Source organism: Bifidobacterium simiarum (assembly GCF_002802905.1).
Lineage (GTDB): Bacteria > Actinomycetota > Actinomycetes > Actinomycetales > Bifidobacteriaceae > Galliscardovia > Galliscardovia simiarum.
This window is the reverse complement of sequence record NZ_PEBK01000004.1, coordinates 215,170-235,439: the sequence shown is the minus strand read 5'-3', so window position 1 is coordinate 235,439 and position 20,270 is coordinate 215,170. Positions and strand designations below refer to the sequence as shown.

Below are 20,270 nucleotides of genomic sequence, written 5' to 3'. Positions count from 1 at the left end.
GCCGACGAAGTCGGTCGGATGAGGGACCGGACAATACATCAGTCAACAATGCGCCAGCTGGCAGTGCGTCAGTCGGCCGCCGCCGCGCGTCGCCACAGGTCGAGGATCGCGCGGGCCACCTCGTCGGGCTTCTCGACGCAGGTGAAGTGGCCGGCGTCCTCGATCACGGTGAACGCGCAGTCGGTGCCGGTCATCTGCTCGGCGATCGGCCGCATACGATCCGGAGCGCTGGAGGGATCGAGCGTGCCGGAGACGATGCCGGCCGGCACGGTGATCTTCGCCAGCTGATCGGTTTCGTCCGGTCGGGCCGCGGCCATCCGCTCACGCCATGCCACGCCGCGCGGATCCTGACTGCGGATCCATCCGGAGAACAGCGCCACGGCCTCGTCGGACCGCTTCCACACGGAGTCTCCGTCGTGCGGCTCGGCGAAATGCATGACCGGGTCCACGGTGTCGTGCCTCTCGCACTCCTCGGCGATGGCCACGCGATTGGCCCGGGTGGCGGGGGCGTCTCCCCCGGCCTTGGTGTCGCACAACATGATGCCGGCGAACATCTCCGGGTGCAGTCGGTGCAGTTCGAGGATCAGGTATCCGCCCATCGAGATGCCCACCCACACGGCCTTGTCGAATCCGGCCTTGCGCAGGGCCGCGGCATACGACTCGGCCATACGGGTCATGGCCTCGGGGTACGCGCCGTCCTCGGCCACCGGACCGGTCTGTTCGGCGGTCGGCACCGGGCACTCACCGGCGCCGGGCATTTCGAGCGCGTAGACGCCGAAGGCCGGATCGCCGTCGCCGGCCGAGCAGTCGATCAGACGGTCGGCGCATTCGTCCCAGATGCGATGATCCACCGGAAACGCGTGGACGAGCACCACCGGGACCGTGGAGGGGTCTCCCTGGCGATACGTGGTCTGCGCAATGGTCATGAACAGTTCGGTCTGTTCGGTCATGGCGTGTTCTCCTTACGATTCCCTACGATCCTTACGATTTCCTACGATCTTTACGATTTCGGTCAGTCCGTATCGGTCAGCCCAGCGATGCCCAGGCGAGCGCGCGCCGCAGGACGACGTCGTGGCCGCAGGTCAGCTGGTTGAGGAAGTCGGGGCGTACGGCGTCCTCGGCGCTCACCCATTCCACGTCGAGCGTCTCGTCCTGCGGCTTGCAGTCGCCGGCGATCGGCACCACGTAGCACAGGGCCACCGCGTGCTGACGCGGATCGTAGAATTCGGAGACTCCGGGCGTCGGGAAGAACTCGGCCACGGTGAACGGCTGCAGGCTCACCGGGAACATCGGCAGGGCGATGTCGCCCAGATCCTTGGAGATGTTGCGGGCCACGGCCTCGCGCAGCGACTCGTGGAACAGCACGCGACCGGTGATCAGCGTGCGTTCGATGGCGCCGTCGTCGCCTACGCGCAGCAGCGTGCCGACCTTGGCGATGCGGCCGAACTCGTCGGTGCGCACCGGCACGATCTCCACGTACACGATCGGCAGCTGGTGGCGGATATGGTCGATGTCCATGGCGTCCAGCCACCCCGGGGGGTTGCCCGCGCCTGAACCACGGATGAAGTCGTCGGGCGTGATGTTATCGAACTCGCCACGGCGACGGGAGGCATCGTAATCGCCCTCGTCGGGCACTTCGTCATTCAAAACCGGCATGGGCCCCATTATCGTTCCTCTACGTGACCTTTGCGTGAAATGACGACGAATCCGTGAGAAACTCGGACGATCCGTGAGGGAACCGTGCGATCCGGGGAGGGAACCGTGCGGTTTCGGAAGGAAACTGTGCGGTCCCCCACAATCAGCCGCTAGAGGAACGCTCGCGTGTCCGCGTCATCCGTGAGAAGCTTGACGACAGAATAGTGTCTATCGGAATAGTCACTACCGTATTGACCGGTCACTACCGTATTGACCGTCTACTGTATTGGCATCGGCCGTCGCGCACCGGGCATGCCGCCCGCGGCGCACGCGCGTCCATGCCACGAAAGGGGAACGTCATGGCCACTCACGAGCTGAACGCCGGAAACTTCGAGGAGACCATCAAGAACCATCCGCTCGTCTTCATCGACTTCTGGGCCACCTGGTGCGGTCCGTGCCGCGCCTTCGGACCGATCTACGAGGCCGCCAGCGAATCGCACGACGACATCTGGTTCACCAAGGTCGACATCGATCAGGAGCAGGGTCTGGCGCAGGCCGCGGGCATTCAGGCCGTGCCGACGCTGATCATCATCAAGAACGGCGAGGTGGTGTTCAAGAACGCCGGCGCGCTGCGCGAATCCGATCTTGAGGAGCTGATCGGCAAGGTCACCGAACCGGCTGCGTGATCGCCCGATCCGGCCGGTATCGAATATCCGATATCACCGCGATCGCCCGATACCACCGCGATCGCCCGATACCACAGTCGTATGGCAAAAACTGCCAATATACCACCGATCCGTTGAGAACACCGGCAATTATCGCCGGTGTTTTGCATAGTTAACGATCGGTAGGTAATATGTGGGAATTGTGTGAGCCTGTTTTGTGCCGTCGTAAGGAGATTCATGGCACGCCATCGTAAGGAAAAAACCTTTATTCTTAAGCGTTTCACCCGTCGTCAGTGGATGGGTGTGGCCGGAGGTCTGGCCGTGGTGGCCATGCTGGTCGGTGGCGGTTTGGCCGGACAGAATCTCTACCATCGCGGCAACGCCAACACCGGTTCCACGATCACCGCCTATTCCGCCACGAAGAGCGATGAGGTCAGTGCCTTCCAGGCGGCCTCCCGTGGCGACGTGCGTACGGCCATCAAGGAAGGCCGCGGCGGCGCCGACGCCAATACGTCATACGTCAAGGTCGTCATCAACGGCGACTCGCGCGTGGTGCTGGGCGAGAGCTTCACCGATGTGAAGTCGGTGCTCGAGCAGGGCGGCATCACGCTGGAGTCCGGCGACACCGTCTCGCCGTCGCTGACCACCAAGGTGAGCGAATCCACCGTCATCAAGATCGAACGATCCGGTTCCACCGTGCAGACCACGGAGACCGAGATCCCGTTCAACACCGTCGAGGAGAAGACCGATTCGCTGCCCGCCGGCACCAAGAAGGTGAAGACCGAGGGCAAGAAGGGCGTGATGGCCCGCACGAACCTGGTCACCAAGGCCGGCAGCAAGGTGATCTCCAGCAACACGATCAGCTCCTGGGTGAAGACCGCGCCGACCAACAAGGTGGTGCTGGTGGGCACGGGCACCACGAGTTCCGAATCGACCGGATCGTCGGGATCCTCTTCGTCGGGTTCGACCGGCTCTGGCTCGGGTTCGTCGTCTTCGTCTTCGGCTTCCGTGGGGACCACGGTTCCGGTGGGCGAGATGCAGCAGTGGGCCCACGACTACCTGATCTCCAGCGGCTACAGCGAGGGCGACTTCACCGGTCTGGTGTACATCATCAACCACGAGTCCGGCTGGGATCCGCATTCTACGAACCCCTCCTCCGGCGCGTACGGCCTGCCGCAGGCCCTGCCGGGCAGCAAGATGGCCTCCGCGGGCGCCGACTGGCAGAACAACTACCAGACCCAGCTCAAGTGGTTCATCAGCTACTGCAACGAACGCTACGGCGGCATCCAGGGCGCCTACAGCTTCTGGCTCTCCCACAGCTGGTACTAAAGGATGGTTGCAGCTGGTGCTAGTGGATGCAGCGCGGGTGTAGGTAAGGGCCTCGAATAGGGGCCGGTCCGGATCTGTTACATATACGCCATTGCCCTGTCGGTCATATGATCGGCAGGGCAATTTGCTATCGGTAGGGACGCTTTGGGTATCAGGACAGGCTTGGTATTCAGGATGGTTCGGCATTCAGACCGGTTTGGCATATGAGGAGAGAGTGCCGCTTTGGGGAGAGAGAAAAGCTGGTGCCGTGTGTGCGGCGGGTCCGGAAGATCGTCGCTGATCGTGATGGATTGCGATGGATTTTCGGCGATTATGCAACGGAATCCATCGGAGCAGTCGGATATCGATGGATTGCACTGCATTTTCGTGATTATGCAACGCAATCCACCGGATTTCCGCGAATGTTGATGGAGCGGACTGCGAAATTCACGATTTTGCGTTCCGATCCATCGCCGATCGATGATCGTGATTCCGAAAAGGTTGGAATCATGCGGTTTTGTATGCGCGATGATCGGAATCGCGTTGGATTGCGGCGCATTTGACGCGAAATGCGCCGCAATCCATCAGCCTTGTGCTCCCGCTGGCGGGGCAGGGTCCTTCGCGGCCCCTCATCCGTCCGGCTCCGCCGTCCACCTTCCCCCAAGGGGGAAGGCAAGGTGGAGGCGACGTCAGCAGTCCCGCATCAGGCCAAGCCCGAAACACCCAACCTCCAACGAAGCAGGAAAAGGGATTGACGTGTGCTGAGCCGTGAAGCGGACAGTCCAGTGGACTGTCCGTAGGCGATGCGAGCAGCCACTAATGGCTGCGAGGTCCCATCAACGATAGGTACGTCGAGCGCCAATCCCCATCAGGCCGCGCCCGAAACACCCAACACCCAGCGAAGCGGGAAAAGGAAATAACGTGTGCGGCTTCAAGGCGCACCGAGGGAAGGCGTACGAAGGTACGTCGACCGAGGAGCAACGCCGAAGACGCTCCGTTATTTACTTTTCCTCGTGGTAGCTTTTCTCGGTGTTGACCGACCAGATGTTCTTCTTGCTGGTCCGACCGGTCTTGATGTTCTTGACAGCTTCGATGGCGGTGGCCATGGAGTGGTCCTGGTTGTTGTAGCGGTGCTGGCCGTTGCGACCGACGCAGTAGAGGTTGCCGAAGTGGTCGAGCCATTCGGTGAGCTCGTCGATCTGGTTCCAGGTGTCGAAGTAGGCGGGGTAGGCCTTGGGGACGCGTTCGCGATGGGAGTCGAGGACGTCCTGGGGGCCGTTGATGACGCGCATGCGGGTGAGTTCCTTGATGGCGAAGTCACGGGCCTGCTCGTCGGTCATGTTCCAGAAGTCGTCGCCTTCCTCGCAGAAGTATTCGAGGCCGATCCAGACGGTGTCGTCGACGTCCTTGACGAGGTAGGGGCTCCAGTTGTTGAAGACCTGGATGCGGCCGACCTTGTAGCCGGGGTCCTGAACGTAGATCCAGCAGTCGGGGACGATGGGCGGGTTGCCGAGGGTGGGGATGTCGGTGGTGTTGCGGATGCGGAGCTTCTTGCACAGGAGGCCGACGGTGACGAAGTCGCGGTAGGGCAGGCCGGTGGCGATGGCGGTCATGTCCTTGGGGGCGGGCTGGTCGGAGGCGTCGACGGCGGTGACGAGGTCCTTGATGGGCATGGAGGAGATGAAGTCGTCGGCTTCGAGGGTGGTTTCGTGGCCTTCGGAGTCGCGGTAGGTGACGGAGGCGATGTGGCCGCCGGCCTGATCGATGCGAACGACCTTGGCGTCGGTGATCACGTTGACGCCGGCTTCGACGCAGTTGTGTTCGACGGTTTCCCACAGCTGGCCGGGGCCGAGCTTGGGGTACCAGAATTCCTCGATGAGGGAGGTTTCGACGTTCTTGGAGTCGCGCTTCTTGGGCATGAGCTTGGAGAAGGCGTTCTTGAGGACGCCGAGGATGCTCAGGCCCTTGACGCGCTGGGCGCCCCAGTCGGCGGAGATTTCGGAGGGGTGACGGCCCCACAGCTTTTCGGTGTAACCCTCGAAGAACATGGAGTAGAGCTTGCGGCCGAACCGGTTGATGTAGAAGTTCTCCAGGTTGGTTTCGGGCAGCTTGTGCACCATGGACTTGAGGTAGGAGAATCCGGCGACCATGGTGAGCTTGAAGCCCATGGCCTTGAGGGTGTTGGGGGTCAGCGAGATCGGGTAGTCGAAGAACCGGTGGTTCCAGAAGATGCGGGAGACGCGGTGACGCTTGAGCATCACATGATCGGTCTTTTCGGGGTCGGGGCCGCCGGGTTCGAGGTCGTGGTGACGACCGAGCTTCTTGTCGTCATAGGAGGGTGCGCCCTGCAGCGGCAGGGTCTCCTTCCACCAGTCCATGATCCGATCATCCTTGGAGAAGAACCGGTGTCCGCCGATGTCCATGCGGTTGCCGTGGTACTTCACGGTGCGGGAGATGCCACCGAATTCGCGGGTGGCCTCCAGCACGGTCACGTCATACTGTTCGGAGCCGCCGTTCTTCACGAGCTCCCATGCCGCGGTAAGGCCGGCAGGGCCACCGCCAATGATTACTACTGCCTTCTTATCAGCCACGTCGATCTCCTATCAAACTTAAGCGTGACTACTCTATTACACTCCGCGGGGCCGAACTGCACAAATCCGATGTGCGCACAGTTTCTTTGCTCCGCCACGGTTCCGCCACGATCCCGCCACGATTCTGCACAGTTCCGCCACGGTTCCGCATCATCCCCGCAGCAAAAGACCCCATCTCCCGTGTGGGGAATGGGGTCCCGGCCATACATGGCCCTGTCGTATGCGGCTCTACGCGATGTCCTCGGGAATGTCGAGGTCGGTTTTCTGCACTTCCTCGACGTTGACGTCCTTGAACGTCACAATGCGGACGTTGCGGACGAATCGGCTGGGTCGGTACACGTCCCATACCCAGGCGTCGGTCAGCTGGACGTCGAAGTAGACGTCCTGGCCGGCGGATCGCACGTTGAAATCCACCTTGTTGGCCAGATAGAACCGTCGTTCGGTCTCCACCACGTAGGTGAAGAGCTTGATGACGTCACGATATTCGCGATATAGAGCCAGCTCCGCGTCAGTCTCGTAATTATCGAGATCCTCAGCGCTCATCGGCCCTCCCTCTTGTCCTGTTGTTGCCGAGGTTGCGCCACCACGCCCGCTTGGAGCGTTCCGCGCCTTCCTCGTCTCGGTTCGAATACGGCCAGGAGACCTGCTCCTGACTCTTGTCTGCGTCGCCGGAGTTCGCGGCGGCGTTGCCGTCGCCCTCCCCGGCCAGTATTTCGGTCAGTTCGCCGTCGAGCTCATGGTTGCTCATCGGCTCGCCCTTACCGCGGTTGACCTCCAAGGCCAGCGAATGCTCGCGGGCGGCGAGGGCCTCACGCACGCCGGGATTGTCTTCGATCAGATGCATGCCGAACGCGTCGAGCGATCGGATCGGATCGTATTCGTCGACCAGCGTGCCCAGAACCACCTGATCCTGATACCGGTGGTTGGCATCGTCCCACAGGGCGTGACGGGAGACGCCCTCTTTGGTGAAACCAAGCGACTGGTACACCGACAGCGATCGGGTGTTCTTCTCGGGAACCGCCACCCAGATGCGGTGCAGTCCCAGTCCGGCCGGTTCGGGCGCGAACCCGTAGGTCATGACGCGGGGCATGGCGTCTCGCGAATAGCCGCGGCCGCGGTAGTCCTTGCCAAGCATGACCTGAATGCGGGCGGATTTCGCCCAGCTGTCGATGTCGATCAGGAAGATCATGCCGATGACCTTGGACCGGTCGTCGGGATCGTCATCATCCGGATCGGAGTCGGCCATGACCGCCCAGGCGATGGTACGGCGGGATTCCGGATCGCCCACGCCGGATTCTTCGGGACTGAGGCCCTTGGACCATGCGACGGATCGGCCGACCCAGGTGTGGACCAGCGCCTTTTCCGCCTGCGCGTCCTTGCCGGTGATGCCGGAAGCGTTGTAGTAGGCCTGCAGATCGTCCATCAGAGCATAGTCGTCCATCGTCGCGGGGCGAAGACGCACCATTTCGCCATTGATCTCAGGAATGTTGAGACTGCTCGGAAGCGTACGGGAGATCGTGGCCTCCGCGGTTCCTTCCTCGACGTTGACGTTTGCTACTGACATATTCGACTTTCTAGGCTCGCTCGTGTAGTTGCCGTCTTCCATGACGGATTCCCCGCATATAGGATACACGGGGAATCCAATCCGCCACAGAGGACAAGCCGAAATTTTAAGGCAGTTTTAAGCTTTCGCCGGCGGACGGCAGACGAGCGTGGAGCGGAGATATGCTCCAGGCCCCTCATCAGTCGGCAACCCCTTGCCTTCCCCTTGAGGGGAAGGTGGCCGGCGTAAGCCGGACGGATGAGGTGACACGGGCGGAGATGCGCTCTAGGCCCCCTCATCAGTCGGCTGACGCCGACAGCTTCCCCCAGAGGGGGAAGCCTGCGCTTCGGGCCTTCACTCGCCTGTCGGCTCGCATTTCACCGATGAACGGCTCTGCCGTTCATTATTTCGGTGAAATCCTGTCGGCTCGCCTGAGTCCTAAAAACGGCTCTGGCGTTTTCTTAACGGACTCAGCCCTTCACCTTGGACATGACGATCTTGGTGACGGCCTTGGCGTCGGCCTGACCGCGCGTCGCCTTCATCACGGCGCCGATGATCACGCCCATCGGCTTCATGTTGCCGCTCTTGAGCTTCTCGAACACGTCGGGGTTCGCGGCGAGCGCGTCGTCCACGGCCTTCTCGATGGCGCCGGTATCCTCGACCACCTGGTAGCCGTGCTTCTTGACGACCTCGGCCGGGGTGCCCTCACCGGCGAGCACGCCGGCGACGGTCTGCTTGGCGAGCTTGTCGTTGAGCTTGCCGGAGGCGATGAGCTTCTCGACCTCGGCCACGTCGGCCGGGGTGATCGGCAGCTCCTCGAGGCTGACCTCCTTGGCGTTGGCGGCGCGGGAGATCTCGCCCAGCCACCACTTGCGGGCGCCGGCGGCCTTGGCTCCGGCCTTCACCGTCTCCTCGATGAGGTCGAGGGCGTCGGCGTTGATGATGTCGCGCATCTGCAGGTCGGTCAGGTTCCATTCCTTCTGCAGGCGGTTGCGGCGCTCACGCGGCATCTCCGGCATCTGGGCCTTCATTTCCTCGATGTGCTCCTTGGTGATGTGCAGCATCACCAGATCGGGATCGGGGAAGTAGCGGTAGTCGTCGGCGTCGGTCTTGACGCGGCCGCCGGCGGTGGTCTGCGTGGACTCGTCCCAGTGGCGGGTCTCCTGCAGGATCTCCTTGCCTTCGTCGAGGCGGGCGGCCTGACGGCGGATCTCGTACGTGATGGTCTTCTCGATGCCGCGGAACGAGTTCACGTTCTTGGTTTCGGAACGGGTGCCGTACGGATCGTCGGGGCTGGGGCGCAGCGAGACGTTGACGTCGGCGCGCATGTTGCCCTGCTCCATGCGGGCGTGGCTGATGTTCAGCGCACGCACGATGTCACGCAGGGTGCGCATGTAGGCTCCGGCGATCTCGGCGGCGCGGGCGCCCACGCCTTCGATCGGCTTGGTCACGATCTCGATCAGCGGCACGCCGGCACGGTTGTAGTCCACGAGGGAGTGGTCGGCGCCTTCGATGCGGCCGTCGGCACCACCGATGTGGGTGTTCTTGCCGGCGTCGTCCTCGATGTGGGCGCGCTCGATCGGCACGCGGAAGATCGTGCCGTCGTCAAGCTCGACGTCGAGGTAGCCGTTGCCGTTGGTCGGCTTGTCGTACTGGGAGATCTGGTAGTCGCGCGGCATGTCCGGGTAGAAGTAGTTCTTGCGGGCGAACTGGCTCCACTCGTTGATCTCGCAGTGCAGGGCGAGGCCCAGCTTGATCGCGTAGTCCACCGCGGCCTTGTTGACCACCGGCAGGCTGCCCGGCAGGCCGAGGCTCACCGGGGTGAGCTGGGTGTTCGGCTCACCGCCGAACTCGACGTGCGCGGGGCAGAACAGCTTGGTGTTCGTGCTGAGCTCAACGTGGGTTTCAAGGCCGATGACGGGGTCGTACTTCTTGACGGCCTCGGAGAATTTCATGAGTTTATCTGCCATTGTCTGCTCCTAATGCGTGTGCTTCCGTACGCCCTCAGGCTTCGTCCAGCCACGGGGTCTTGAGGCTGTTCCACACCGGGCCGCCCCACTTGCCTTCCAGAGCGGCTTCGAGGGCCGCGGCGGGCTTGTACATCTTCTCGTCCTGCATCTGCGGGGCGAAGAACTGGAAGCCGACGGGCAGGCCGTCCGCACTCAGTCCGGCGGGGATGCTCATGGCCGGCACGCCGCCCATGTTGGCGGGGATGGTGGCCACGTCGCCGAGGTACATGGTGATCGGGTCGGCGGTCTTCTCGCCGAACTTGAACGCGGTGGTCGGGGCCGTCGGGGAGACGAGCACGTCCACCTGCTCGAAGGCCTTGGCGAAGTCCTCGATGATCAGCGTGCGCACCTTCTGGGCGCTGCCGTACCAGGCGTCGTAGTAGCCGGCGGACAGGGCGTAGGTGCCGAGGATGATACGGCGCTTGACCTCGTCGCCGAAGCCGGCCTCACGGGTGTAGGCCATCATGTTGGCGGCGGTCTGCGGCACGCCGGCCGGCGGCATCACGCGCAGGCCGTAGCGCATACCGTCGTAGCGGGCGAGGTTGGAGGACACCTCGGACGGCATGATGATGTAGTAGGCGCCGAGCGCGGCCGGGAAGTGCGGGCAGGAGATCTCCACGACCTCGGCGCCCATGTCCTCGAGCAGCTTGACGGACTCGTTGAAGCGGGCCTCGACGTCGGGCTGGAAGCCTTCGCCGCCGAGTTCCTTGATCAGGCCGACCTTCACGCCCTTGAGGTCCATCTTCTGGCCTTCACGGGCGGCCGCCACGACCGGCGGGACCTCGCGCGGGATGGAGGTGGAGTCGCGGCGATCGTGGCCGCCGATGACCTCGTGCAGCAGCGCGGCGTCGAGCACGGTGCGGGAGACCGGGCCGATCTGGTCGAGCGAGGAGGCCATGGCGATGGCGCCGAAACGGCTCACGCCGCCGTAGGTGGGCTTCACGCCGACGGTGCCGGTGAAGGCGCCGGGCTGGCGGATGGAGCCGCCGGTGTCGGTGCCGAGGGCGATCGGGGCCTCGAACGCGCCGACCGCGGAGGCGGAGCCGCCGCCGGAGCCGCCGGGTACGTGCTCGGTGTTCCACGGGTTCTTGGTGGTCTTGAACGCGGAGTGCTCGGTGGAGGAGCCCTGGGCGAACTCGTCGAGGTTGGTCTTGCCGAGGATCGGCATGCCGGCGGCCTTGATCTTCTCGATCACGGTGGCGTCGTACGGCGGCACCCAGCCTTCGAGGATCTTCGAGGCGGCGGTGGTCTCGATGCCCTTGGTGACGATCATGTCCTTGATGGCGATCGGCACGCCGGCCAGCTCGGGCAGGCCCTCGGTCTCGCCCTTGGCGTTCTTGGCGTCGAAGGCGTCGGCTTCGGCGAGCGCGGTTTCGGCGGACACCTTGAGGAAGGCGTCGATGCTCGGCTCGGCCTTCTCGATGACGGCCAGATGCGCCTCGGTCAGCTCGCGGCTGGAGACTTCCTTGTTCCTGATCTTCGCGGCCATCTCGGCGGCGGAGAGCTTCACCAGTTCGGTTGCGTCAGTCATAGTGTGCGAATCCCCCTCTTATTCCTGAATACGCGGGGCCACGAACATACCGGCTTCGGTCTTCGGACCGCCGGCGAGCGCCTCGGCCTGGGTGAGCGGCGTCTCGGCCACGTCCGGACGCAGGTAGGCTTCCAGCGGCACCGGGTTGGCGGTCGGCTTGACGTCGTCGCCGGCGACCTTCTGTACTTCGTTGATGGAATCTGCGATGACGTTCAGTTCGCCCTGCAGTCGGGTGATCTCTTCGTCGGTCAGGGCGATTCGGGCCAGGTCGCCCAAATGCTCGATCTGTTCACGTGTGAATGTAGGCATAGTGCCCACTATAAAGCGCAAGTGTGACGAGCAGTCAATACATCGGTTTTTGGTCAAGGCAAGCTTGAAGACCGCGAAATCGGCCTGTAAAAGCTGGTTTTTGCCAAAGATCCGTGGATATGACCGATTCGGCCCGGTCAGCGGATGTCGGTTCTGCGGAAGATCAGGGTGCCGATGGCGTCGGCCACCAGCCACCAGACGATGAGGACCAACAGACTCTGCCACCAGTTCGGGCTCCACAGCACCGCCGAACCCACAGCCGAACCGTCCACCGAGCCCACAGCCGAACCGTCCGTGCCGGCTACGGTATCGGAGGCCCCGGCCTGCATGAACGTGCCGATCGCCGAGGACGGCAGCAGATCGACGAGCACGGACAGCCACCGTTGGTTCGCAACGGCGACGAACAGGCTCGCCGCGGTGGGCAGGATGGTCAGGAGGCCGATCAGCGTAAGCACGGCCCCGACCGTGGAGCGGATGATCGCGCCGATGCCGAGGGCCATGCGGGCGATGAGCATCAGCACGAGCGGCCCGCCGAGCATGACCACCCACGGCAGGTGCCGCTGATTCCCGGCAAGCGGGGTGACCCGCCACTGCCATTGGCCGGCCATGATCGTCACGAGCGCCCATGAGATCAGCAGTCCGACCAGTGTGGCGGCGAAGACGAAGACGCCGGTCACCCATGATTTGGCGGCGAGGAGCCGCACACGGTCGGGGCTGGCGGTGAGGGTGGATTGGATCGATTTGGTGGAGTATTCCGCGGTGATGGCCAGAACGCCGAAGATCGCCGAGATCAGGGCGACGGTGCCGATGAATCCGCCGACGCACGCCCACAAGTCCGTGGCGGGGACGATCGGTACGGGATCGGGGTTGGGGTTCTGCGACGAGTTCTGGACGGAGGCCATGAGGTTGCGCGCCCAGGCGGCGAGCGCGCTGCCGGCCGGCAGCAGGATCATCGTCAGGCCGAGCAGCCAGTACGTGGATTTGAGTCCGGCGAGCTTTACCGCTTCGGACCGGACCATGCCCCGCATGCTCAGCCGGCCGTTGGGCACTGCGGGCAGCAGGGAGTCGCATTGACGTCGGCGTCGGCGCGGAGGATCGGGTGGGGTGGTCGGGCCGATCGGATTGGCGGGACCGGACTGATTGACCGAAGTGGATTGATTGATCGGGCCAGCCTGATTGATCGGGTCAGCCTGACCGATAGAGTTGGACTGATTGATCGGATCATTCGGTCTGACCGAATCGGCGGCTCGGGACGAACCGGCTGATCTGACCGGGACGGATTGATCGACCGACCGTGCCGGACCACCTTTCGGGGCCGCGTGACGACGTCGGCGTTTCGGTCCGGATCCGTGTCGTATCTCGCTCATCGGGTCTCCCCTCCCCTGTTCGGACCATTCCTGTGCGGACCATTCCTGTTCGGACCGGTCCCATTCAGACCATTCCTGTCCAGACCAGTCCCGTTCAGACCGTGACCGTCCGAACCGTGCCCGGCCCGACCGATCCTGTTCGGCTCACTCGGGCCGGCTTCGATGCCGGGCGCCCGCGTATGGTATTCGCCGGCCGTGCGGGTCAGCTCCATGTAGGCGTCCTCCAACGATCCGCGCTCCTGCACCAGCTGATAGACCACCAGCTGATGATGCGCGATGCTCCCGGCGATCGCCTCCAGCGGGGCGCCGGCGATCCGGACGGCCCAGCTGCGTTCGGGGTCGCCCTCCCGCCGATCATCCGGGGTGATCGTGATGCCCCGCGCCGCGGCGAACACCTGCCGCAGCCGGTCGGGATCGGGGGTGACCACGCGCACGTCGTGCCGGGAATGCTCGCCGACGAACCGTTCGACCGTGGTCTGCGTAAGGATCCGTCCACGGCCGATGATCACCAGATCGTCGGCGGTGATCGCCACCTCGCTCATCAGATGGGAGCTGAGCAGTACCGTCCGGCCCTGCGAAGCGTAGTACCGGCACAGATCGCGAACCCATTTCACGCCCTCCGGGTCGAGGCCGTTGATCGGCTCGTCGAGCACGAGATTGTGCGGGTCGCCCAGCAGGGCCGCCGCGATGGCGAGGCGCTGACTCATGCCGAGTGAGAACGTGCCGGCCCGGCGTGAGGCGACCTTGCCGATGCCGGTGATGGCCATCACCTCGTCCACGCGGGACTTCGGAATGCCGTTGGTCAGGGCCAGCGAGCGCAGATAGGTTTCGGCCTTCATGCCCTTGTGCGCCGAACGGGCGTCGAGCACGGCCCCCACCGAGCGCATGGGGGAACTGAGCTTGGTGAACGGGCGGCCGTCGATGAACGACCGGCCGGAATCGGGATGGATGAGGTTCAGCAGCGCCTTCATGGTGGTGGACTTGCCCGCTCCGTTGGGGCCAAGGAACCCGGTGACGCGACCGTTGCGCGCAGTGAAGGAGACGCCGTCAAGCACCTTCCTTCCCGCGAAGGTCTTGACGAGCTTCTCTACTTCGATCATGATTCGACCGTAGCAGATACGGGGGCGGAACGACAGTCATCCCCCGGTACGATTTTGCGCCCTTCCTCGCCTCGTCGATTCCGGGAGCCGGCTGCTCATCGAGACTGCACCCCTCCACTTCGTGCCCCCGCTGGCGGGGGCAAGCCCATCATCAGAATTCACCACGGGCTGCGATAGCACTACGCGGCGTGCTGGGCGATCCAGGCGTGCATGGAGACCGCGGCGGCCGCGCCGGCGTTGATCGAACGGACCGAGCCGAACTGGGAGATGAACACCACGTCGTCGGCCAGTTCCAGCGCCTTTTCGCTCAGGCCCGGGCCTTCCGCGCCGAACAGCAGCAGGCAGCGCTTCGGGAACCGGTAGGTTTCGATCGGCACCGCGCTGGGGATGATGTCCATCGCGATGATCTTCGCCTCGCGGGCGTCGGCGATGGCCTCCTGCAGCTCGGCGTACCGGGATTCCAGCAGCAGACGGCGGTGGGCCATCAGGCCGCGGGCGGTGGCGGTCACGTCGAAGAAGCGGTGCAGCTCGGTCATGATCTGTATCTGCTCGGCCTGCATGCGCGTGATGTCGGCGCCCAGCTCCCTGCGCCAGTCGTGGACCAGTTCGGCGATGGAGGGATGGTATTCGATGTGCTGATACAGTTCGGTCATCAGCGCACCCTTGCGGTTCCACTTGTGCGGGCCGACGATATGCACCTTCGCCGCGGCGAACGCGTTGGCGGTGCGGACCATCGAACCGATGTTGAAATCGTGCGTCCAGTTTTCGATCGCCACCTCGAACGGGTGACGCTGCGCGGCATCGAGATCGGCCTTGATCGCCGAGACCTTCCAGTACCGGTACTTGTCAAGCACGTTGCGACGATCGCCTTCGTCGAGCAGCGTGGTATCGAATCGGGGATCGTAGTTGGCCGGGTCGCCGAGGTCATCGGGACGCGGGACATTCGGATGGGTCTGATCCCACGGGCCCACACCTACTTCGCGGAACGTTGGCTCACCAGACTGCATCGCAGCCTTGGTAATCGGATTGGGCTCCCTCACCGAACGACCTCCTTGTACGTAGCCGATACCGCTAACACCGGAAGTCATCGTAGACGATCCTGAGGCGCGAGGACGCAAGAACCCGCAAACCCGCACAACTTGTTGCCCATTTGTTATGGTGTTTCGCCGTGGAGCGGACGGCGGATCCACCCGTAGGCGAAATGCGAGCCGACAGGCGAGCGAAGGCCCGCAGCATCATATTCCGACCGCAAATGCGAACCGCTCCCGCCTGCGGGAGCTGTCTCGCGAAGCGAGACTGAGGGTGGTCGAATCCCCAAGCTTCATTCGACCACCCCCAGTCTGCCTGCGGCAGCCAGCCCCCGCCTGCGGGAGCAGGTTCTGGCGGCGGGGGCAGGTGACGGAGTCGAGGGCGCCGGACTATTCCACGCTCAGCCACCTCATCCGACCGGCTCTGCCGGCCACCTTCCCCTCGAGGGGAAGGCAAGGCGGTGGACGCCTGCGTCTACCTCAACGGCGCACTCATCTTCCCCCAGAGGGCGAAGCCCTAAGGAGTGACGCCTACAGTGAACGCCAGGCGACGCCTTCGCCGCGCCAGCCGGCGCGCTGGACGGCCAGGTATTCGCCGTAGCTCGTGGTATATACGTGCTCGCCGGAGTTGCGGTTGTACAGGCGGTAGACGTTGGTGGCGGCGTCGGGCATCACGTACCACGCCACGCCCTCGTCCTTCCAGCCGACGCGCTTGAGCATGTTGTGCTCGCCGAGGCTCATCGTCCAGTTGTGCGTGCCGTTGTGGCGGTTGTATTCGCGGTACACGAGCTTGGAGCCGGGCGTGCCCTTGGCGACGGTCCTGAACGAGGTGCCTTCGTCACGCCAGCCGAGATGGACCAGCATGTTCCGTTCGGCGGCCGACGTGGTGTAGTGGTGCAGTCCGGAGTTGCGGTTGTACACGCGGTACACGCTCGCCGCGGACACCACCTTCACGTCGAAGCGGAGGGTCTTGCCGCTCGCGTTGAGCGTCAGCGTGGCGGAACCGTTGCCGGCGGCGGTCACGTTGCCGGGGGCGGTCGTCGACACCACGGACGGGTCGGTGGAGGCCCAGCTGCCGCGCAGCACGTACCGGCCGTTACCGTACTTGAGCTTCACCTGCGCGTTGACCCTGGATCCCTTGGCCATGGAACCGGGGATGTTGCTCGTCGTGCCCTGGTTGATCAGCGAATCGGAGACGGCCACCGGGAAGTCGTACCGGCCCTTGAGATTGGTCGGCGTGGTGTCGTCGGAGCCCAGCGAGGTGCCGGCCTCGCCGGCGAACGCCGTGCCGTAGTACTGGCTGCTCGAACCGGCGAATCCGTAGGCGTCATAGGCGGGGTCGATCAGGATCTCGTAGTGGCCGGTCTGCCCGTGGGACTGACCGTTGAGCATCTTGATGTAGTCGCCCTTTTCGGAGGCCCACAGGTCGATCGCGTCGGCCATGTTCGCGGATCCCCAGGCGAGGATCTCGCCGTACGCACCGTTGTTGCCGACGGTGGCGGAGAAGCAGCTTTCGCCGTTGAGGCGGACGTGGCCGTAGCTGGCGTCATACGCTTCGATCGCGCGCTGGATGGCGATGCGCTCCAGCGTGTTCGACCACTTCGGCGACAGGTAGTCGGACTGGGAGACTCCCGACTTGGCGAGATAGTCGGCGACCGTGAGCCCGTTGATCTTGATGCGCTTGTCGTTCAGCGCGTCCTGACGCCACTTCGTCACGCGGGCGAGCGCCTGACGGTATACGGCCTGCTGGTCGATGGAGTCGCTGGCGTATACGACGGTGCCGCCGCCGAGGTCGACTCCGGTCACCGACGAGACGCTGTTGGCCGCGGAGGCGCCGCCGGTCTGGGACTGGGCATCCGGCTGGGCGCCGGACTTGGCCTTGTCGCGCGTGGCGGGAGCGGTGTCGGTCTTGGGCCGGGCTGACTGGGTCTGCTGGACGGACTGTGCAGACTGGACGGACTGAGTCTGCTGGACGGACTGAGTGGCCGTCGCGGCCGTGGACGAATCAGTCTCCTGAGCAAAAGCCCCGGAGACGCCGAGCGTTCCCGCCAGACTTGCGGAGACAATGGCGGCGAGGATCTTGCCCCATGCCGTCGAACCTGTGTTCCTCATTGTTCCTCTTTTCCTATTTGTCCTATTTGGCTTGTCGGCCGGTGGCAGGCCGGCATTCGGCCTGTCCGGCTTGTCGGCCGGTCCGATCATGACCGCAGATCGGATTCCCGGAAGGCCTCGATGAACGGCAGATCGACGCTTTCGTCGGTCACCGGATTGGTGACGCGGACCGTGGGATGGACCATGTCCACGCCGCCGACCAGTGCGGCGACGGCCTTGATCTCGGCGCCTTCGTGCTGCACGATGCCGAAGTCGAGGCTGAGTTCGTTGCCGTGACGCAGCGTGACCAGCGAGCTGGTCTGCACGTAGGATTTCTCGGACAGCCACGAATCCAGCAGGATCACGCGCTTGCCCTTGATGGACGGGCCCTTGATGGACGGGTAGACGAAGTCCATGACGAAGGCGTCGAGGTCCTGACCGCGGGAGGCGGCCGCGTGGACCATGGCGCAGGCCATCGGCACGGCGGCGGCAGTGAGGGCGCCCACGGCGTCGAAGGCGTCGAGGTCGTATCCCTGTTCGTCGAGGGTGTCGAGCAGCGTGTGGCCGATCCAGCCGGCGCCCTGATGATCGTAGGCGATGTCGGCGAGCTCGCTGAACGTACGGTCGGCGATCGACCGCTTCAGCATGGCGCGAAGCTGCTCTTTGGGATCGAAAAATCCTCCGTTCGCGGCGAATCCGTCATCGGTGACGGATGCCGTGGGGGCGGAGGATCGTGCTGCGGCCGAGCCGGCCGCGGAGTCGGTACGGAGATCGGCGGGACCGGTCGCCCGGAAGCCCGTGGATCGGGGTGTTGCGCTTTCGTTCGTCATACCTCCCACCCTACCTGCGCATAGGGTCAAGGGATGTGAGCATGACGCGGCGATCCGGACGCGAATAATCCTTGACCGACGGAAACCGTGCCGAGGCGCCGTATGGTTCGCAGGTTCCGGTGCCTTCGGCATGGGTCCCGGCAGTCAAGGACCGCCGACGATAGCAGGTCCGTCACCGTCGGACGGGTCTCCTATCGGCGGATCACGTTGGATCGGTTCGGATCAGTGCTGTTCGTCTCCGGTCTCCGGGGATGCCGCCGTCTGGGATGCCTCCCAGGAACGCCATCGGGCAAATGCGCGCTCGACCCGCTTGTAGCCGATCACCTTGGGATCGAGACCGGCCCAGCGGAACAGTTCGGACGGGGATTCGCCGCGGTGGTAGACGCGCAGACAGTAGTCGCGGAACGCGTCGGTGTAATAGATCCTGTCTTCTGACACTTTGGACACTGCGGGGAGGTGGCTGAGATACTCACGCTCCTCCTCAGTGAACTTGCCATCTTTCATTGCGGACCTTTCATGTACTTCTCAAAGTGGGAATGATGAGCCGAGAGTCAGGCCACAGGGCAGTCGTTGCGTGAAACCCACGCGCCGACTGCCCGACGTAACGGGGGGTATTTGATACCCGTCCGATACCGTACGACCACATGCGGTAGCAACGCCTCTTAAGCTTTCATTTTTTGCCTGTTGCGAATTGTAACATTTTTACATAGGAGCTAGGCGCAAAGGTTGGCAACCGCTTTGACAGACACCCCTCCGCCGATTTCCAAAACGGCAACTGGGGGGGGGGCGAGCCCTGTCACCGCTGTATTTATAATACAGTCTTATTGTTTCCTCAGCGGGAAAACTAGGGGGAGATGTTATCGATTGCCGGCATCGATCACCCCCACGACACGATATGTCAGTCGGCGCGCGATTCGCTTTCGGGGAACAGCTCGGGAGCCGTGAGCTCGCGGACGTTCACCGCACCGGAGTCCAATTGCGAAACGGGGGGTATGTCCGTGGACTGGTCCAAGTCGTGCAGTTTGCGCGCGGTGGGGAGCACCCGCGATTCCAAGGACCCGGCAAACTTGTTGTAGGCGGCCACCGTGCGGGTGATCGACCGTCCCAGCGCACTGGCATGCTCCCCCACCTTGGCCATGCGGTCGTAGAGTTCGCGGCTGAGGGAGAACAGCTGCTTGGCGTCGTCGGTGAGGGTCTGCTGCTGCCAGGCGTAGGCCACGGATTTCAGCACGGCCCATAGGGTGACCGGCGAGGTGAGCGCCACCTTGCGCGCGAAGGCGTCGTCCAGCAGCGAAGGGTCGCTTTCCAGCGCCGCCTGCAGCAGGGCCTCGTTGGGGATGAAGGCGATCACGAAGTCCGGCGCGGTGTCGAACGCCTGCCAGTAGGCGCGGTCGGAGAGCACCCTTACGTGTTCGCGCAGCGCCTTGGCATGGGCCTTGAGCAGCTGCATCTTGCGGGCGTATTCCTCTTCGGGGGCATTGTCGGGAATCTCGCAGGCGCGCTGGTAGTCGGCATACGGGGCCTTGGCGTCGATCGGAATGGTCTTGCCACCCGGCAGATGGACGATCATATCCGGCCGCTGGACCTTGCCATCGCCGTCGTCCACCACCACCTGCACGTCGAAGTCCACATGCTCGAGCAGTCCCGCCGACTCCACGATGTTGCGCAACTGGGCCTCGCCCCATGCTCCGCGCACCTTGTTGTTGCGCAGCGCCGCCGCCAGCGAACTGGTTTCCTTGCCGAGGCGGGTCTGCTGGTCGCCCAGCCCCTTGAGCTGCGCCCCGAGCGCGCCCATCTCCTGCCGGCGGCCCTCCTCGATCTCGGCGACCTTGCGCTGCAGGGCGTCGAGGTTCTTCTGCACGGGCGCGAGCGCGCTGAGCACCTTGCTCTGCTCCTCCAGCGACCGCTCCTGCTCCATCCGCCGCTGCTCCTCACGCTCGACCGCCCGGTCGCGCTCATGCTGGATGCGCATCTGCTCGGCCTGCTGCGACTGAGCGAGCTGCGATTTCACGTAGGCGAGCTGATCGGCCAGTCCTTCGGCCTGCGTCCGGTATTCCGCGACCCGCTGGTTCGCCTCACCCAGCCGGGCATTGGTCTGGTTCAGCAGCGCACGGGCCTCCTCGGCCTCGTGGTTGCGGGCGTCACGCGCACCCTCATGCGCGCGGGCGCGCCCCAGCGCCATCCCCACGGCAAGCCCCAGCGCCAGTCCGATCACCAGCGCCACGATCACGGCAATATTCTCGAACATACGTTCGATCTAACC

General features: G+C 64.0%; 17 protein-coding genes and 1 pseudogene. 2 read left to right on the top strand and 16 right to left on the bottom strand.

Annotation, left to right across the window (positions count from 1 at the left end):
- Positions 1-68 precede the first annotated feature (68 nt).
- Positions 69-950, bottom strand: a complete 882-nt coding sequence (locus tag CSQ87_RS05460; protein WP_243388839.1) for an alpha/beta fold hydrolase — start codon at positions 948-950, stop codon at positions 69-71.
- A 76-nt stretch (positions 951-1,026) separates the two neighbouring features.
- The gene (locus tag CSQ87_RS05455) at positions 1,027-1,656 is read right to left on the bottom strand and encodes an NUDIX hydrolase family protein (protein ID WP_100512863.1); all 630 of its coding nucleotides are present in this window, start codon (positions 1,654-1,656) and stop codon (positions 1,027-1,029) included.
- A 338-nt stretch (positions 1,657-1,994) separates the two neighbouring features.
- On the opposite strand from CSQ87_RS05455, the gene trxA reads away from it, so the two are divergent.
- Positions 1,995-2,321 carry a thioredoxin gene (gene trxA / locus CSQ87_RS05450; protein ID WP_100512862.1) on the top strand — a complete coding sequence of 109 codons (327 nt, stop codon included), beginning with the start codon at positions 1,995-1,997 and terminating at the stop codon, positions 2,319-2,321.
- 216 nt (positions 2,322-2,537) lie between these two features.
- Complete coding sequence (locus CSQ87_RS05445; protein ID WP_100512861.1) at positions 2,538-3,629, top strand: aggregation-promoting factor C-terminal-like domain-containing protein; 1,092 nt, start codon at positions 2,538-2,540, stop codon at positions 3,627-3,629.
- A 980-nt stretch (positions 3,630-4,609) separates the two neighbouring features.
- Here CSQ87_RS05445 and CSQ87_RS05440 read toward each other — a convergent pair.
- From CSQ87_RS05440 to CSQ87_RS05375, 14 genes and pseudogenes are all read right to left on the bottom strand, one after another.
- Positions 4,610-6,199, bottom strand: a complete 1,590-nt coding sequence (locus CSQ87_RS05440) for an NAD(P)/FAD-dependent oxidoreductase (protein WP_100512860.1) — start codon at positions 6,197-6,199, stop codon at positions 4,610-4,612.
- Positions 6,200-6,427: 228 nt separating this feature from the next.
- On the bottom strand, positions 6,428-6,742 hold the full coding sequence (locus tag CSQ87_RS05435) for a DUF2469 domain-containing protein (RefSeq protein WP_100512859.1): 315 nt from the start codon (positions 6,740-6,742) through the stop codon (positions 6,428-6,430).
- The gene (locus CSQ87_RS05430) at positions 6,732-7,763 is read right to left on the bottom strand and encodes a GNAT family N-acetyltransferase (protein ID WP_100512858.1); all 1,032 of its coding nucleotides are present in this window, start codon (positions 7,761-7,763) and stop codon (positions 6,732-6,734) included. The genes CSQ87_RS05435 and CSQ87_RS05430 overlap by 11 nt, the downstream gene beginning before the upstream one ends.
- A gap of 449 nt (positions 7,764-8,212) precedes the next feature.
- Positions 8,213-9,712 (bottom strand): Asp-tRNA(Asn)/Glu-tRNA(Gln) amidotransferase subunit GatB, encoded by a 1,500-nt coding sequence (gene gatB / locus CSQ87_RS05425; protein ID WP_100512857.1) that lies wholly within the window; start codon positions 9,710-9,712, stop codon positions 8,213-8,215.
- Positions 9,713-9,746: 34 nt separating this feature from the next.
- On the bottom strand, positions 9,747-11,282 hold the full coding sequence (gatA, locus tag CSQ87_RS05420; protein ID WP_100512856.1) for an Asp-tRNA(Asn)/Glu-tRNA(Gln) amidotransferase subunit GatA: 1,536 nt from the start codon (positions 11,280-11,282) through the stop codon (positions 9,747-9,749).
- Between the two features lie 18 nt (positions 11,283-11,300).
- Entirely contained in the window at positions 11,301-11,591 is a 291-nt protein-coding gene (gene gatC, locus CSQ87_RS05415; RefSeq protein WP_100510890.1) for an Asp-tRNA(Asn)/Glu-tRNA(Gln) amidotransferase subunit GatC, read from the bottom strand.
- Between the two features lie 137 nt (positions 11,592-11,728).
- Positions 11,729-12,610: a hypothetical protein gene (locus CSQ87_RS05410; RefSeq protein WP_165776749.1), complete on the bottom strand. Its 882-nt coding sequence runs from the start codon at positions 12,608-12,610 to the stop codon at positions 11,729-11,731.
- A 344-nt stretch (positions 12,611-12,954) separates the two neighbouring features.
- The gene (locus CSQ87_RS05405) at positions 12,955-14,058 is read right to left on the bottom strand and encodes an ATP-binding cassette domain-containing protein (protein WP_100512854.1); all 1,104 of its coding nucleotides are present in this window, start codon (positions 14,056-14,058) and stop codon (positions 12,955-12,957) included.
- Positions 14,059-14,237: 179 nt separating this feature from the next.
- Positions 14,238-14,594: a TrmH family RNA methyltransferase gene (locus CSQ87_RS11300; RefSeq protein ID WP_423734777.1), complete on the bottom strand. Its 357-nt coding sequence runs from the start codon at positions 14,592-14,594 to the stop codon at positions 14,238-14,240.
- 53 nt (positions 14,595-14,647) lie between these two features.
- Positions 14,648-15,098, bottom strand: a pseudogene (locus CSQ87_RS11295) (RNA methyltransferase); the annotation flags it as partial.
- 519 nt (positions 15,099-15,617) lie between these two features.
- On the bottom strand, positions 15,618-17,198 hold the full coding sequence (locus CSQ87_RS05390) for a CAP domain-containing protein (protein WP_100512852.1): 1,581 nt from the start codon (positions 17,196-17,198) through the stop codon (positions 15,618-15,620).
- An 86-nt stretch (positions 17,199-17,284) separates the two neighbouring features.
- Positions 17,285-18,007 (bottom strand): type I phosphoribosyltransferase, encoded by a 723-nt coding sequence (locus CSQ87_RS05385; protein WP_100512851.1) that lies wholly within the window; start codon positions 18,005-18,007, stop codon positions 17,285-17,287.
- 222 nt (positions 18,008-18,229) lie between these two features.
- Positions 18,230-18,511 (bottom strand): HTH domain-containing protein, encoded by a 282-nt coding sequence (locus CSQ87_RS05380; protein ID WP_100512850.1) that lies wholly within the window; start codon positions 18,509-18,511, stop codon positions 18,230-18,232.
- A gap of 394 nt (positions 18,512-18,905) precedes the next feature.
- The gene (locus CSQ87_RS05375; protein WP_100512849.1) at positions 18,906-20,255 is read right to left on the bottom strand and encodes a DNA recombination protein RmuC; all 1,350 of its coding nucleotides are present in this window, start codon (positions 20,253-20,255) and stop codon (positions 18,906-18,908) included.
- Positions 20,256-20,270: the final 15 nt, after the last annotated feature.

Coding starts and splice junctions, on each gene's coding strand:
- CSQ87_RS05460 (WP_243388839.1), bottom strand. CDS start 950: ATGACCGAACAGACCGAACTGTTCATGACCATTGCGCAGACCACGTAT.
- CSQ87_RS05455 (WP_100512863.1), bottom strand. CDS start 1,656: ATGCCGGTTTTGAATGACGAAGTGCCCGACGAGGGCGATTACGATGCC.
- trxA (WP_100512862.1), top strand. CDS start 1,995: ATGGCCACTCACGAGCTGAACGCCGGAAACTTCGAGGAGACCATCAAG.
- CSQ87_RS05445 (WP_100512861.1), top strand. CDS start 2,538: ATGGCACGCCATCGTAAGGAAAAAACCTTTATTCTTAAGCGTTTCACC.
- CSQ87_RS05435 (WP_100512859.1), bottom strand. CDS start 6,742: ATGAGCGCTGAGGATCTCGATAATTACGAGACTGACGCGGAGCTGGCT.
- CSQ87_RS05430 (WP_100512858.1), bottom strand. CDS start 7,763: ATGTCAGTAGCAAACGTCAACGTCGAGGAAGGAACCGCGGAGGCCACG.
- gatB (WP_100512857.1), bottom strand. CDS start 9,712: ATGGCAGATAAACTCATGAAATTCTCCGAGGCCGTCAAGAAGTACGAC.
- gatA (WP_100512856.1), bottom strand. CDS start 11,282: ATGACTGACGCAACCGAACTGGTGAAGCTCTCCGCCGCCGAGATGGCC.
- gatC (WP_100510890.1), bottom strand. CDS start 11,591: ATGCCTACATTCACACGTGAACAGATCGAGCATTTGGGCGACCTGGCC.
- CSQ87_RS05410 (WP_165776749.1), bottom strand. CDS start 12,610: ATGGTCCGGTCCGAAGCGGTAAAGCTCGCCGGACTCAAATCCACGTAC.
- CSQ87_RS05405 (WP_100512854.1), bottom strand. CDS start 14,058: ATGATCGAAGTAGAGAAGCTCGTCAAGACCTTCGCGGGAAGGAAGGTG.
- CSQ87_RS11300 (WP_423734777.1), bottom strand. CDS start 14,594: ATGACCGAGCTGCACCGCTTCTTCGACGTGACCGCCACCGCCCGCGGC.
- CSQ87_RS05390 (WP_100512852.1), bottom strand. CDS start 17,198: ATGAGGAACACAGGTTCGACGGCATGGGGCAAGATCCTCGCCGCCATT.
- CSQ87_RS05385 (WP_100512851.1), bottom strand. CDS start 18,007: ATGACGAACGAAAGCGCAACACCCCGATCCACGGGCTTCCGGGCGACC.
- CSQ87_RS05380 (WP_100512850.1), bottom strand. CDS start 18,511: ATGAAAGATGGCAAGTTCACTGAGGAGGAGCGTGAGTATCTCAGCCAC.
- CSQ87_RS05375 (WP_100512849.1), bottom strand. CDS start 20,255: ATGTTCGAGAATATTGCCGTGATCGTGGCGCTGGTGATCGGACTGGCG.